15 protein-coding genes are annotated in these 14,110 nt (G+C 42.5%); 2 read left to right on the top strand and 13 right to left on the bottom strand.

Annotated features, from left to right (window positions below):
• Positions 1-86: 86 nt before the first annotated feature.
• Genes P8P68_RS08495 through P8P68_RS08485 form a run of 3 tightly spaced genes read right to left on the bottom strand, consistent with a single transcriptional unit; the run spans position 87 to position 4,051 of the window.
• A complete protein-coding gene (locus P8P68_RS08495) occupies positions 87-1,847 on the bottom strand; it encodes an ABC transporter ATP-binding protein (RefSeq protein ID WP_278275869.1) in 1,761 nt (586 codons plus the stop codon).
• Positions 1,837-3,606, bottom strand: coding sequence for an ABC transporter ATP-binding protein (locus tag P8P68_RS08490; RefSeq protein ID WP_000731794.1), 1,770 nt, complete (start codon positions 3,604-3,606; stop codon positions 1,837-1,839). Before P8P68_RS08490 ends, P8P68_RS08495 begins: the two co-directional genes overlap by 11 nt.
• Positions 3,590-4,051: a MarR family winged helix-turn-helix transcriptional regulator gene (locus P8P68_RS08485; RefSeq protein ID WP_278275868.1), complete on the bottom strand. Its 462-nt coding sequence runs from the start codon at positions 4,049-4,051 to the stop codon at positions 3,590-3,592. The genes P8P68_RS08490 and P8P68_RS08485 overlap by 17 nt, the downstream gene beginning before the upstream one ends.
• A 192-nt stretch (positions 4,052-4,243) precedes the next feature.
• Between P8P68_RS08485 and P8P68_RS08480 the strand changes: the two genes are divergently transcribed.
• A complete protein-coding gene (locus P8P68_RS08480; RefSeq protein WP_198464349.1) occupies positions 4,244-4,948 on the top strand; it encodes a CD20-like domain-containing protein in 705 nt (234 codons plus the stop codon).
• Between the two features lie 50 nt (positions 4,949-4,998).
• Here P8P68_RS08480 and P8P68_RS08475 read toward each other — a convergent pair whose 3' ends face one another.
• Together P8P68_RS08475 and P8P68_RS08470 are read right to left on the bottom strand one after the other, a co-directional pair.
• On the bottom strand, positions 4,999-5,715 hold the full coding sequence (locus P8P68_RS08475) for a YebC/PmpR family DNA-binding transcriptional regulator (protein WP_000532894.1): 717 nt from the start codon (positions 5,713-5,715) through the stop codon (positions 4,999-5,001).
• A gap of 96 nt (positions 5,716-5,811) precedes the next feature.
• Positions 5,812-7,182 carry an MATE family efflux transporter gene (locus tag P8P68_RS08470; protein ID WP_247923962.1) on the bottom strand — a complete coding sequence of 457 codons (1,371 nt, stop codon included), beginning with the start codon at positions 7,180-7,182 and terminating at the stop codon, positions 5,812-5,814.
• Between the two features lie 109 nt (positions 7,183-7,291).
• On the opposite strand from P8P68_RS08470, the gene P8P68_RS08465 reads away from it, so the two are divergent.
• Positions 7,292-7,846 carry a GNAT family N-acetyltransferase gene (locus P8P68_RS08465; protein WP_000060284.1) on the top strand — a complete coding sequence of 185 codons (555 nt, stop codon included), beginning with the start codon at positions 7,292-7,294 and terminating at the stop codon, positions 7,844-7,846.
• A gap of 131 nt (positions 7,847-7,977) precedes the next feature.
• Here P8P68_RS08465 and P8P68_RS08460 read toward each other — a convergent pair whose 3' ends face one another.
• From P8P68_RS08460 to ndk, 8 genes are all read right to left on the bottom strand, one after another.
• Positions 7,978-8,172, bottom strand: coding sequence for a PspC domain-containing protein (locus P8P68_RS08460; protein ID WP_000415527.1), 195 nt, complete (start codon positions 8,170-8,172; stop codon positions 7,978-7,980).
• Between the two features lie 129 nt (positions 8,173-8,301).
• Complete coding sequence (recA, locus tag P8P68_RS08455) at positions 8,302-9,453, bottom strand: recombinase RecA (RefSeq protein WP_001085520.1); 1,152 nt, start codon at positions 9,451-9,453, stop codon at positions 8,302-8,304.
• Between the two features lie 54 nt (positions 9,454-9,507).
• Positions 9,508-10,764: a competence/damage-inducible protein A gene (locus P8P68_RS08450; RefSeq protein WP_000642673.1), complete on the bottom strand. Its 1,257-nt coding sequence runs from the start codon at positions 10,762-10,764 to the stop codon at positions 9,508-9,510.
• Between the two features lie 72 nt (positions 10,765-10,836).
• A complete protein-coding gene (locus tag P8P68_RS08445; RefSeq protein WP_000592171.1) occupies positions 10,837-11,877 on the bottom strand; it encodes an LCP family protein in 1,041 nt (346 codons plus the stop codon).
• 4 nt (positions 11,878-11,881) lie between these two features.
• The gene (locus P8P68_RS08440) at positions 11,882-12,403 is read right to left on the bottom strand and encodes a GNAT family N-acetyltransferase (RefSeq protein ID WP_000455514.1); all 522 of its coding nucleotides are present in this window, start codon (positions 12,401-12,403) and stop codon (positions 11,882-11,884) included.
• The gene (gene tsaE / locus P8P68_RS08435) at positions 12,393-12,836 is read right to left on the bottom strand and encodes a tRNA (adenosine(37)-N6)-threonylcarbamoyltransferase complex ATPase subunit type 1 TsaE (protein WP_000556959.1); all 444 of its coding nucleotides are present in this window, start codon (positions 12,834-12,836) and stop codon (positions 12,393-12,395) included. Before tsaE ends, P8P68_RS08440 begins: the two co-directional genes overlap by 11 nt.
• A gap of 83 nt (positions 12,837-12,919) precedes the next feature.
• Positions 12,920-13,543, bottom strand: coding sequence for a hypothetical protein (locus P8P68_RS08430; RefSeq protein ID WP_049520827.1), 624 nt, complete (start codon positions 13,541-13,543; stop codon positions 12,920-12,922).
• A 134-nt stretch (positions 13,544-13,677) separates the two neighbouring features.
• Entirely contained in the window at positions 13,678-14,097 is a 420-nt protein-coding gene (gene ndk / locus P8P68_RS08425; RefSeq protein WP_000438308.1) for a nucleoside-diphosphate kinase, read from the bottom strand.
• Positions 14,098-14,110: the final 13 nt, after the last annotated feature.

Here is a 14,110-nt window from a genome sequence, read left to right as displayed (position 1 = left end):
CACTAACACTTTATTTTTGCCTCTAGGCGAGGCACTTGTCTTCTAGTATAGTGCAGAAAAAGAAGGCCGTCAAGCCTTCTTTTGATTTATTCTTCTGCTTGGTCTTCTGTGAATTGGCTGTTGTAAAGATCCGCATAGAAGCCAGCTTTGCCCATCAATTCCTCATGGTTGCCTTGCTCGATGATATTGCCATCTTTCATGACAAGAATCAAATCGGCATTACGAATAGTTGACAAGCGGTGGGCGATGACAAAGGATGTGCGTCCTTCCATCAAACGGTCCATAGCTTTTTGAATCAACTCCTCTGTACGTGTGTCGACTGAAGATGTCGCTTCATCCAAAATCAAGAGCGGTGCATCTTTGAGAAGGGCACGAGCAATGGTCAAGAGCTGTTTCTGTCCAACAGACAAGGTCACGGTGTCATCCAAAACAGTATCGTAGCCATCTGGCAAAGTCATGATAAAGTGGTGGATTCCCACTGCCTTGCTAGCTTCTATCATTCGTTCATCACTGATGTCTGTCTGATTATAGATCAGGTTCTCTCGAATGGTTCCTTCAAAGAGCCAAGTATCCTGCAAGACCATTGAAAAGGCATCGTGTACTTCCGAACGCTTCATGTCCTTGGTATCGACACCATCGATACGGATACTTCCCTTATCTAGCTCATAGAACTTCATCAAAAGATTGACAATGGTTGTCTTCCCAGCCCCAGTCGGTCCAACAATAGCAACCTTCTGACCTGCATGAGCTGTCGCAGAAAAGTCATGGATAATGGTGCGCTCTGGTGTATATCCAAAGGACACATGATCAAAGACTACTTCCCCTTTCATGTTGCTCAATTGTCTTTCCTTACGAGATTCATCTTGCATCTCTGCTTCAGCTAGAAATTCTAATACACGAGTCATGGCTGCACTCGCTTGTTGCAGGCTCGTAATCCCTTGGGCAATCTGTGACAGAGGTTGGGAGAAGGTCCGTACGTAAACCATAAAGGCTACGATAATCCCTATCGTGATATGCCCTTCTAACGCCAGCGCGGCACCAACGATGATGACTAAGACATAACTAAAGTTCCCAACAAAGAACATGGCTGGCATCATGATACCAGAGATAAACTGAGATTTCCAGATACTGTCATGCAAGTCTTGGTTTAACCCTGCAAATCTCGCTTTGGAGGTGTCCACTGCGTTGTAGCTGGTCACTACATTATGGCCAGAGTACATCTCTTCCACATAACCATTGACGGCTGCTAGATTATTTTGTTGGGCTTTAAAATAACCCTGTGACTTGGCCATGATTACGGAAACCGCCGCAAAACCAACAAGCGTAGAGACCACTGTTACGAGAGCTAAAATCCAGTTCATCCCAAACATGGTCACCAAGACAGCAATCAACAAGAAACTAGCTGAAAGAACTGTCCCTAGACTTTGGTTGAGAGATTGCGCTGCTGTATCCACATCATTGGTCACGCGCGAAAGGGTGTCTCCTTGTGAATGACGGTCAAAATAGCCAAGTGGCAAACGATTGATTTTTTCAGCGATAGCCGTCCGCAAGCGTTTTGAAAAATGTTGGATACTCGTTGAAAATATATAGGCCTGTGTATAATTAAGGATAGCTCCAAACACATATAGGACAACCAAAAATCCAGCAATGTTTGACACAGCTACCAAGTCGATTTCTGTAGCCAAGCCATCTGAAATCAAGTTAGTAATTTCTTTAATCTTAGTTGGACCATAAACGGTAATGATGCTTGAAATGACTGCAGCCACAACTGCTATTAGGAGAGGAAGTTGGAGGCCTGCCATATAAGGTTTGCACTGTTTCCAGACCGAAACTTTTTTATTTTCCATGTTCCAATTCCTCCTTCGATAGTTGTGAGTAGGCAATTTCTTGGTAGACTTCGTTGGTTGCAAGAAGTTCCTTGTGGGTGCCTTGTCCCACGACTTTACCTTGATCCAAAACTAAGATCAGGTCGGCGTCCATAATGGTAGAAATCCGTTGCGCTACGATGAGCTTGGTCATGGATTTTGTTTTCTCAGCTAGCTCTTGGCGAAGGACACGATCTGTCTTGTAGTCCAAGGCTGAGAAGGAATCATCAAAGATGAGAATCTCTGGTTTACGAGCCAAGGCACGCGCAATGGCTAAACGCTGTCTTTGACCTCCTGAGAAGTTGGTTCCGCCTTGAGCCACTTCTGATGCAAGACCTGCTTCCTTGTCTTCGATGAAGCTTTTAGACTGGGCCAATTCCAAGGATTGCCACATAGCAGCTTCGCTTAGAGGAGTTTCTTTGCTCTTACCAAAGTCCAAGTTCCCCTTGACATCTCCTGAGAAGAGGACTGCTTTTTGAGGGATATAGCCGACCTTATTGCGCAAATCTTCCAAATCGTAATCTTGCACATTAACTCCGTCCACTAGGATTTGTCCATCTGAAACGTCGTAAAAACGTGGCAAGAGGTTGACAAGCGTAGACTTACCTGATCCAGTCGATCCGATGAAGGCTACGGTTTGACCCGCTTCTGCTTTGAAAGTGACATGTTCCACGACTGCTTCTGAGTTTTTAGAGTAGCGGAAGGTTACATCGCGGAATTCCACTTGTCCTTGAACTGAAGGATCCGCTGTCTGTGTATGACTAGGATTTTCAATAGAAGAATGCAGATCCAATACTTGATTGATACGTCCTGCCGAAACCAAGGTACGAGGAAGAACAATAAAGAGTGCTCCCATGAGAAGGAATCCCATCACGACCTGCATAGCATAGGACATGAAGACCACCATATCACTAAAGAGTGGCAGACGTTCTGCCAAACTTGCATCGTTGATAATGTAGGCACCAATCCAGTAAATAGCTAAACTTAGTCCACTGGAAATCGCCATCATAATCGGGTTCATAATGGCCATCAATCGATTGACAAAGAGATTGAGACGTGTTACCTCATCGTTGGCTGCTTCGAATTTTTCATCTTGGTAATCTTCGGCATTGTATGCGCGAACAACTCGAATCCCAGTCAAGCTTTCACGAGTGATGCTATTGAGTTTATCTGTCAATTTTTGGATAACAGATTGTTTTGGAAAGGCCAGAGTCATAAGAACAGTGGTCATCAAGACATTGACAATAACAGCCACAACGACCGCCCAGAGCCAGTATTCCGATTTCCCAAGGATTTTTCCAATGGCCCAGATAGCCATAATCGGCCCACGAGTAACCACTTGCAAGCCCATGGTAAAGAGCATCTGTACCTGGGTAATATCATTGGTCGTCCGAGTCAAAAGACTTGGGATTGAAAAGCGCTTGATCTCTGTCTGTGAAAAATCTAAAACGCGATGAAATACGTCTCTACGTAGATGGGTTGTATAGGATGCTGCAACACGAGCAGCAAAGAAACCCACCATAACAGATGAAAAGAAAGCCAATAAAGACAAACCAATCATCTTCGCAGCTGGTGACCAGAGTTCACCCAACTGCGTTCCAGACGTTCCGAGTAACTCTGTAATTTGTGAAATATAGGTCGGTACCTCTAACTCTAGATAGACCGAGAAACAAGTGAACAGAATCGTAAGGATGATCATTCCCCACTCTTTTCCTGTAATACGTTTAGCGAGTTTCTTCATTCTCTCCTCCTATCTTCTCAACATTTTCTTGCAACTGATCGAGAACCTTTTCAAAGATTGCCAAGTCTGACTTTGAAACCCCCTCTAGCAGACTCTGATCGATCCGATCAAAAAAAGCCTTAACTTTTTGCATCTGCGAACGCGATTTCTCCGTCAGGCGAACAAATTTTGCCCGCTTATCGCTCGGGCTGGCCTCTAGCTCAACCAAACCATTTTGCACCATACGCTTGACTAGATTACTCGCCACAGATTTGGTAATATTGAGTTCCTGCTCGATATCCTTAATCAAGACCAATTCCTCTTTTTGTTCACAATGATCTAAAAAACGCAGAACCTGCCCTTGCGGTCCACCCATAAATTCAATGCCACATCGCTTAGCTTCTTTCTGTACCATCAGATGAAGCTGGTGTCCAAAACGTTTGAACATTAACATCGGCTTGTCCATGATTGCTCCTTTCTTACGATAAATATAGTTCTCACAAGAACTATTTAAGTTCCCATGAGAACTATTTTATCATTTTCAGAAAAGATGTCAAGAAAAAAGTTTCCAAGAGAACTATTTTAGTTTAAATTGACATTAGGCAATATTTTTTCTATAATAAGCACTAACTACTGTGGATAGAAATCCATTCACTCGATGAAGGGAGAAAACGTTCAAATGAAACCAGAAGAACAACGAGTTTTAGGAATCTTAGCAACCATTTTTGGAGCCATCGCACTTTTAGGGTCCTGGATTCCATTTATTAACTATCTATCATTTTTCATCGCCATCGTCGCATTTATCTTGGGGATTATCGGCCTTATCGTCAACCTCAAAAAACGAAAAACCATGGCCATTATCGGAACATCTCTCGCAGTTGCCTCTGTCGTACTTTTCTTTACGACTCAGGTACTGTACGCTAATGTCTACAAAGAGTTTGTCAGGGAGTTTAACCGTTCCTATAGAGAGGCAAGTTCCTCAATGGAACGCGAAGAAGAAAGCGACTTGACAGATGATAGCGCCTATCCCATCCCAGAGGAGGAAGAAGACGATAACTTCACTTGGACCCAAGAACAGTTCGACGCCTTAATCGAAGGTGACCTTGACAACAAAGGAAAAGGTGGTACCAACTACAAGGATATTATCAAAAAACACGGACTACCAGACTCCGAGTTTGACTCCACTATCGGAGGTTATAATACGAGAAAAATCACCTATATCTCCATTGGAGACAAGATCAAGACCGTTACCTTAACTTTTGCAAAACAGGACAATGGACAGCTCTTGCTCGTCCAAAAACATGCAGTCGGTCTAGGTCTAGAAAAAAGCAAGAAACAAAACGATTCTGAAACCAGAGTTTAAGTTCAAATATCAAAAAAAACGAACAGCTAGTAAAACTGTTCGTTTTTCTATTAGAATCCATCTACGTTTGTGTAGATCTTTTGTACGTCTTCGTCGTCTTCAAGAACGCTGTAAAGTTTTTCAAATGTTTCAAGGTCTTCGCCTGACAATTCCACTTCTGACTGAGGAATCATTTCCAATTCAGTCACTTGGAATTCTTCAATCCCAGACTCACGAAGGGCAACGATAGCCTTGTGAAGGTCTGTTGGAGCTGTGTAAACCGTGATTGTTCCTTCTTCTGCTTCTACATCGTCCACATCCACATCTGCTTCGAGCAATTGCTCAAAGACCGCATCAGCGTCCTCACCTGCAAATACGATCACACCCTTGTTATCAAAGAGGTATGAAACTGAACCTGAAGCACCCATGTTTCCGCCGTTTTTACCAAAAGCTGCACGGACATTAGCCGCGGTACGGTTGACGTTTGAAGTCAAGGTATCCACAATCAACATAGAACCATTTGGTCCAAAACCTTCGTAACGTCCTTCTGTAAAGGTTTCGTCTGTGTTTCCTTTTGCTTTATCAATCGCTTTATCGATAACGTGTTTCGGCACTTGGGCTTGTTTCGCACGGTCGATAACGAATTTCAAAGCAGTGTTTGATTCTGGGTCTGGATCCCCTTTTTTAGCTGCCACATAGATTTCTACACCAAATTTTGCATATACTTTAGAGTTAGCTCCATCTTTAGCCGTTTTCTTGGCTACGATATTGGCCCATTTACGTCCCATTAGGAATCTCCTTTTTTCACATTTTAATCTTTCTTATTATAACACAAGTTTTTTCGATTTTCACTAGAGGAAATGGATTTTGTTCAGCAAACCCAGCTAGTATTGTCCTTTGGCTGCCAAGATTGCCTTGCCTTCTTTTATCAGGGGATGGCGGAAAAGTGAAAAGTACAGTTGTGTAGTCATGGCAACCCAGATAAGGGGTTCACAAAGGATAACCCCCCTATAGCCTGCCCAAGGGATAATCAAAACCACAAAAACGATTTTCCCGATGAGTTCTATAAAGCTGGAAACTAGAGGAAGGACTTTCTGCCCCAAGCCCTGCAAGCAATTACGATAAATCAGCAAGAGGCTCAAAATCGGATAAAAGACTGAACTGATTTGCAGGTAGAGGCTACCATTTTCTACCAAGTAAGTATCTGTCGAACTGGCCAAGAAAGAAACCAAACTAGGACTGGCAAAAAAGAGGAAGATACAAACAAAACCTGCCCAGGACATGCTCAGGCGACTCCCAATACCAAGTCCTTGAACAATGCGGTCTGGTCGCTTGGCCCCAAGATTCTGAGAAGCAAAGGTCGTCATGGCAGAAGAAATAGCCGTCATTGGAAGGAGAGCAAAGGCCATAATGCGTCTAGCCGCTGTCTGGGCGCTAATAATCACTGCTCCAAAAGTATTAACAGAAGACTGTAAAATCACGCTACCAATGGACACAATCGAACTCATCAGACCCATGGCCAAACCTTGTTCTAAAAGATCCGCGTACAAGGCCTTGTTCCATTTAAAATGCTTGAGTTGAGGGAGCAGTTCTGGAACACTCTTACGGATATAGAAAAAGCAAAGAACCGCTGACAAGCCTTGCGAGATAATGGTAGCAAGGCCCGCAGATTGAACTCCCAGATGCAGTTGCGTAATGAAATAGAGATCCAGAACCACATTGACCAAGGCAGAAAAAATCAGAAATCCAAGAGCTGCTAGACTGTCTCCAATGGACCGCAACAAACCTGCAAAGAGATTATAGGCAAAGCTGACACCGGCACAAGTCACAATCATGGAAATATATTGATAGGACTGGGGAAGTATTTCTGCAGGGGTATCTAAATATTGCAAGAGTGGATACAGGCCGACAAAGCCCATCAACATAACAAAAACACTGAGAAACCCTCCTAAAATCCAGGTTGTAGCAACCGCTTCCTTGATTTTGGTGAAATTACGAGCCCCATAATAGCGGGCAATGACGATCCCCATGCCATTTCCAACACCAAGCGTAAAGCCTATAATCAAGTCAAAAATGGCTGTAGTAGCTCCTACTGCAGCCAAGGATTCTTGGCCAAGAAATCGCCCAACAATCAAGACATCAGCTGTATTATAAAGCTGTTGGAAAATATTTGACAGCAAGATTGGAAAGGCAAAGCTTAACAGCGCAGGAAGAATAGGACCATGTATCAAGTCCACGGATCGTTTCTTATTCATAAAGCTATTATATCAGCTTTCTAAAGGAGCGACAAGGCTCTGTTACTAAGTTTGCAATCAATTGCTTACAGAGAGACAATTTGCTATAATCAAGAAAAGGAGTTCATTTATGAGTTTGACCAGTCAATTAATTACCGATGTATTTCCTGATCTGGATAAGGTTGAAAAGCTAAACAAAGAAGCTTTTCCCGAGGAAGAACGAGTCCCTCTGTCTGAGTTCTTGCGCTATCAGGACCGAGAAGACGCTCACTTTTTTGCCTTTTATAACCAAGAAGAGTTTGTCGGCTTTGCTTTTGCCATCTCCAATCCAAAGGCCTTCTATATCAGTTTTTTTGCCATCATGCCCCACCTGAGAAGCCACGGGTATGGAAAGGAAATCATCGAAAAGCTGACTGATTTTTACCAGCGAACCATGTTACTCGAAGTCGAGCGATTGGATGAAGAATGCGATAACTTGGAGCAAAGGAAGGCTAGAATGGACTTCTATCGACAAAATGGCTTTAAAACAGCCAACGCTTTCCTTGAGTACGATGGTTTGAGTTTTGAAATCCTCTATCGTGGCGACTATTTTGACGAAGAAGCCTATCGCGACATCTTCCAAAAGTTACAAAATGAACATTATTTTGACTTTCATATAGAGTATCGTCGTTTTAGTGACCATTAAACAAGACTTATCCATCCGGTGAAGAACCTCTCTTTTTCGATAGAAACTACATATAAAAATGCATGTAATCTACGATTACATGCATTTTTTATTTTCAACTGATCAGAATAAACTTTTATTCTCTCTATGGCTTAAGCTTCTGCATTGCCTTCCGGAAGAAGGAAGTAGAGAATAGCATAAGCTAAGATTCCAGAACCACCAAGTAGGGTGAAGATAATCCAAAGTGCACGAACAAGTGTGTGGTCCATGTTAAAGTAGTCACCGATACCAGCACAAACACCAGCAATCTTTTTGTCTTGTACGTTTCGAACAAGGCGTTTTTCCATTATAGTAGTCTCCTTTTTATAGAATGATTTAATTTTTTTGATTAAATACTCTTTTATTACGCTTTTGAAGCTTATGGAGACTTAATATTTAAACATAAAAAGCAGAGAAAGACTTCTCCGCTTTTATTTTTAATCTTCAATTTCGATTTCGAGTCCGTCGCCTAGGTCAAGTGTTACTTCTTGGTTAGGTGCTAAATCTTCTGCAACAGAGGTAGGAGTTGTTCTTTCTTCATCTTCAATCAAACCATATTGAACACGGACTTGGTGGTCAATGGCATCAAAGATTTCTGGGTGATCCGCCAAGTATTTCTTAGCATTTTCAGATCCTTGTCCGATTTTTTCACCCTTGTAAGAGTACCATGCTCCCGCTTTTTGGATGATATCGAGATCACTTGCAATCTTCAAGAGCTCACCAGTCTTAGAAATTCCTTCTCCGTACATGATTTCAACAAAGGCTTCCTTAAATGGTGGAGCTACCTTGTTTTTCACGACCTTGATCTTGGTTTCCTTACCGACATTGGTATCTTTTTGATCACCAGTTCCCTTGATTTGTGTGCTTCCACGAACATCCAAACGGACTGAAGCGTAGAATTTCAAAGCACGTCCACCAGGTGTTGTTTCTGGATTTCCAAACATGACTCCAACTTTTTCACGCAATTGGTTGATAAAGATGGCAATTGTTTTGGTTTTATTGATAGAAGCACCAAGTTTACGCATGGCCTGGCTCATCATACGAGCTTGCAAACCAACGTGACTATCTCCAATATCCCCATCAATTTCCGCACGAGGTACAAGGGCCGCAACCGAGTCGATAACGACAAGGTCAACTGCACCTGAGTCAATCAATTTTCCAGCAATTTCAAGACCTTGCTCTCCTGAGTCTGGTTGTGACAAGAGCAATTCGTCAATGTTCACACCAAGGGCTGCAGCATAGGCTGGGTCAAGAGCATGTTCCGCATCGATAAAGGCTGCAATACCACCTTCTTTCTGTGCTTGCGCAACAGCGTGAAGGGCAACCGTTGTCTTACCAGATGATTCTGGTCCATAGATTTCGATGATACGTCCTTTAGGATAACCACCTGAACCAAGAGCAATGTCCAGAGCCAATGAGCCTGAGCTCATCACTTGAACTTTTTGCTCCGCGCGCTCACCCAAGCGCATGATTGAGCCTTTACCAAAGTCTTTCTCAATCAATTTAAGAGCATCGTTCAATGCTTTTTCACGGTCTGCTCCAAATTTTTTCCCAATTTCATCTAATTTTTTTGTTGGTTTTTTCGCCATTTTGTTCTCCTATATTCTACTGGTCCTTAGACCTATCTTTCATTATACCAAAATTTAGTCACTTAATAAAGCCTTGCGAACTAGGTTAAAGGCATGCATGACCGCAATATGTCGAACATCTGCTCGACTCCGTCCTGCAATATTGGCCTTGATCACCTCTGTCCCTTTTGCATGTGCCAATCCAATAAAAACTGTACCAGCTGGATGCCCCTCTAGGCTATCTGGCCCTGCCACACCCGTCAAACTAACTCCATAATCAGACTGAGTCTTGATCCGTGCCTGCTCTGCCATTTTTCGAGCCGTAAACCCAGAAACAACCCCGTGTTCTTTTAGCTCTTGCTCGGAAATATCCAACATCTTGGACTTTTCTTCTAGGCTGTAAGTGACAAAACCGCCATTAAAGATTGCTGAGACGCCCAAAAAGTCTGCTAATGTCGCTTGAAAGAGACCTGCCGTCAAGCTTTCTGCCGCAGTAATGCTTTTCTGTCTCTTCTTTAGCTCTTCTACAACGACACTTGCGAGACTGGTTTCTTCCCCATATCCATAACAGATGTCTCGTAGAGAAATTCCCTCGAAAGTTTGGCGACTCAAGATTTGATTTTCTAAGATATCCAGTGCTTGATCAGCCCTTTCTTGACTAACTGCTTTTGTAGACAAACGCAAGGTCACTTCTCCCGTCTTGGCATACGGCGCCAAGGTCGGATCGGTTTGATGGTCAATCAAATCCGCCAAAATGGTCACCAACTGACTCTCCCCAATTCCAAAGAAACGGAGCACTCGTGAGTATAACTTGGTACCAGTCATTAACTTGGGTAAGAGTTGATTTAAGACCATGGGTTTCAATTCACTAGGTGGTCCTGGGAGGACCACGTAGGTCACGCCATCCACTTCTGACACCCCTCCTACTGCTAAACCTGTCTCATTTGGCAGTGGAGTCGCCCCTTCTACAATTTGGGCTTGGCGCTCATTATTCGGTGTCCGAGCATAGTCAGGTCTATGAGCAAAGAAAATATCCAGTTTCTCTTGCGCTTGAGGGTCAAACACTAGATCTTTTCCCAAAAATTTTGCCAGGGTTTGTTTGGTCAAATCATCCTCGGTTGGTCCCAAGCCCCCTGTCAAAATCACAAGATTACTACGTTGACTCGCAATCTCAAGCAAGGACAAAAGACGAGCTTCATTATCTCCAACAGCTGTTTGGAAGTAGACATCTACCCCGATTTCGGCTAGTTTCTCTGATAAAAACTGAGCATTGGTATTGACAATCTGCCCTGTTAAAATTTCTGTTCCTACAGCAATAATTTCTGCTTTCATGTTTCCTCCTACTTATCTATTCGAATTTTTTTGAAAAAATCGCAGGAAATTTCCCACGATTTGATTCTTTTCTTATTCTGCTTCTTCGTTTGAAGCGTTCGTACTGGTTGAAGGTGCTGTCCGACCAAAGGCTGTTTCGTACAGTACCGCATTGGTTTCCAATTCTGTCACTGGCTCTTTACCTAGCGAACTACGCAAGAGATTTTGCATTTCGAGCATATGTTCTGAAGTGACAATCTGATAAGAAATTCCCTGTAGCTCAGCATCTTCCCCACGCAATTGATGCGTTTCGATATTCTTGAAGGAATCTTGATAGCCGAGCAATTGTGGAATGCTCTTAGCTGACAAGTCCACATTGGTCTGCATGTTATCACTCAAAGCTTTGAGGATACCTTGATAATGACTCACACTGTTTAGGCTCAAAACCTTCTCAACGATCTTTTGAATAACTTCACGTTGACGTTTTTGACGACCATAGTCTCCCTCTGGGTCTTGGTAACGCATCCGTGAATACACCAGAGCTTCCTCCCCATTCAAGGTTTGTTCTCCAACACCGATAGAAATCTTATTAAACTCCTCTTGGTCAGCAATCGAAATTGGGAAACCGAGTGTATTGTTGACGGTAATTCCACCAACCGCATCCACCAATTGTTGAAGCCCCTGCATGTTAACCATCACATAGCGGTCAATGTGGATATTCATCATCTTTTGAATAGTAGAAATTGCAAGTTCCGCACCACCATTAGCATAGGCCGCATTGAGTTTGGCTTCCTGAACTTGACCGTTTCCAGTCTCAATCTTGGTCAAAATATCCCGTTCCAAACTCATCATTGTGGTTTTCTTTGTTTTGGGATTAACCGTCAGGAGAATCATGGAATCACTATTTCCCGCCCACGGGTCTGTACGTTCCACATTTCCCGTATCTACCCCCATCAAGAGGATGGTCAGAGGCTCCGTCGCTTCGATAACGTTGGTTTCTTCACCAATTTTTTTATAAGTCTTTTCACTCAAGGTTGCTGTTCCTTGTTGGAAAATGGTGTAACCATAAACCGCTACACCTAAAACTGTTACTGCTAGGAAACCTAGCACCATTCCAATTAATTTTTTAATCATCTCGTTATTCATTTATCAGCTTGCCCATAAGACAAACATCTAAAAATATCCCTTCTGCTAAATAGGCTCCTCTTTCTTGTAAGCCTTCTGTGATAAATCCCATTTTTGAGTAGAGGTGGATCGCAGCCTCGTTTCGTTTTTGTACACTGAGTTGCAAACGGCGCAAGACGCCACTGACTTTAGCCCACTCGATGCCTTCTTCTAGAAGTATAGTCGCCAAGCCTTGGTTCCAGAATTTCCTGCGAACTGCTAGAAAAACATCACCGATATGTCGAACTCTTAAATGTTGGTCCGCTGTGATATTTAAGACTCCTGCAATCTCATCATTCAGTAAGGCGAGGAGAGTAATTTGATTCTCTGATGCAGCTTGTTTTTCGATAAAAAGAGCCATTTCAGAAGCTGTCATCATGATGCCATTTTCATCCAAGCTGGTAAAATCTGTCTCTTGACCGACACAATCTAAAAATGCAATTAAGGCTGTAGCATCTGAAATCTCTGCCTCACGAATACACAACTCATACTCCATCTTGAAGCTCCTTGATGAGTTGTTCAGCCCGAGAGCCATGAGCCGTAAAATGAAGACAACGCCCCTCAGCTTCTTTCAAAATTTCCAACTCCAAGTAAGAATCTGGTAAATCTTCACCCAAAAGATGCCCCCACTCAATAACAGTCACACCACCACCGAAGAGAAACTCATCCAAGTCAATAGAATCAGCATCACCTTCGATACGGTAGACATCCAAGTGGTAAAGTGGCAAACGTCCTTCGTACTCTCTGACAATGGTATAGGTTGGACTTTTAATCATTTGACGGATATCCAAGCCCTTAGCAAGGCCTTTTGTAAAGGTTGTTTTACCCGCTCCCAACTCTCCAGTCAAGATCAGAACATCGTCTTTTTGAAGCAAATGACCTAATCTTTCTCCGAGAGCTAGAAGCTCTTCTTCATTTTTTGTGTGCATGCTACTATTATACCAAAAAGTTTTCTTTTGTGTGAATTTTCTTTATGGACTTACTATAACAATTTTGAAAAATTCTCCTCCACTTAAAAGAATACAACTATTGAAAAAACAAACAGGATATCCCGAATCAGGTGCCCATAAAAGGAGATTTCCCTTTGAATACATTTGGGAAAAAGGAAACGTGCGCATAGAAAACCAACACTGATATAAAGAAGAATCGAGGAAATCACTATGGGGTTCCTCAAGAAAACTATCGTAGCTAGAACGGAAATGACGACTGTTTTCTTTTTATTTAGGTGATTTTCTATAGCGCGAAAAATTTTATCAAAAGGTAAGAAAATCAATAGATCTACTCCTAGCAAGAAAAAGAAGGAGGGTAAAAAGAGGTCAACCAGTTCCTGCTGCAATTTGCTAGTGGTTTGGATGCTTTCTGAGAGAACCAGACAGGTTGCCAGAAGATTGACTACTAAAAGGAGGCAATAAACAAGGCTCACTTTCTTTTGAACATGTAAAATACTATGTCTAGACTGGTCTGCTGTATGGAAATAATTTATCCCAGCGCACAAAACAGAAATTCCTACTATCAAAATCAAAAAGTAAGCATTGGTCTGTTTTAAAGATAAAAAGGATTCTTTCCATAATAGGCAACTACTAAAACTAATCTGGATGACTGCAATCAGTAACAATAGGCGAATTGATTTTACCATTTCTTTTCCCTCCCTATATGGGATTATACCTTGTGAGGAGTTTGAAATGATTGTTTCCGCCTCAAGTGTTCTTTTTTTGTGCTCAACTGACCAAAAAACAGCTCTCTTGTGCACAGAACTGTTCTTTTACCAGTCTAATCCTTAAACCAGAGAGCAATTTCACGTTTTGCAGAAGCTTCCGAATCGGAGCCATGAACTACATTTTGAATAGCTTGATTGTCTCCTGCTGCTTTAGCAAAATCTCCTCGGATAGTTCCAGGCAAGGCTTCTTCTGGACGAGTAGCACCCATCATGGTCCGCCAAGTTTCAATCACTTTCGGTCCTGATAGAATGCCCACCACTACCGGTCCTGAAGTCATAAACTGACGGATAGGAGGATAAAAACTTTTTTCAACCAAGTCTTGATAGTGTTGATCAATCAAAGCTTCTGAAACTGCTGAACGTAACTCTAATTTTTCGATTTTGAAACCACGCTCCTCAATTCTTTTCAGAACCTGACCAACCAGCCCTCTTTTCACACCATCTGGCTTAATGATAAAGAATGTTTGTTCCATACGGACACCTCCT

The organism is Streptococcus sp. D7B5 (assembly GCF_029691405.1).
Classification (GTDB): domain Bacteria; phylum Bacillota; class Bacilli; order Lactobacillales; family Streptococcaceae; genus Streptococcus.
The sequence above is the reverse complement of the archived record's forward strand: the minus strand, read 5'-3'. Positions and strand labels throughout refer to the sequence as shown.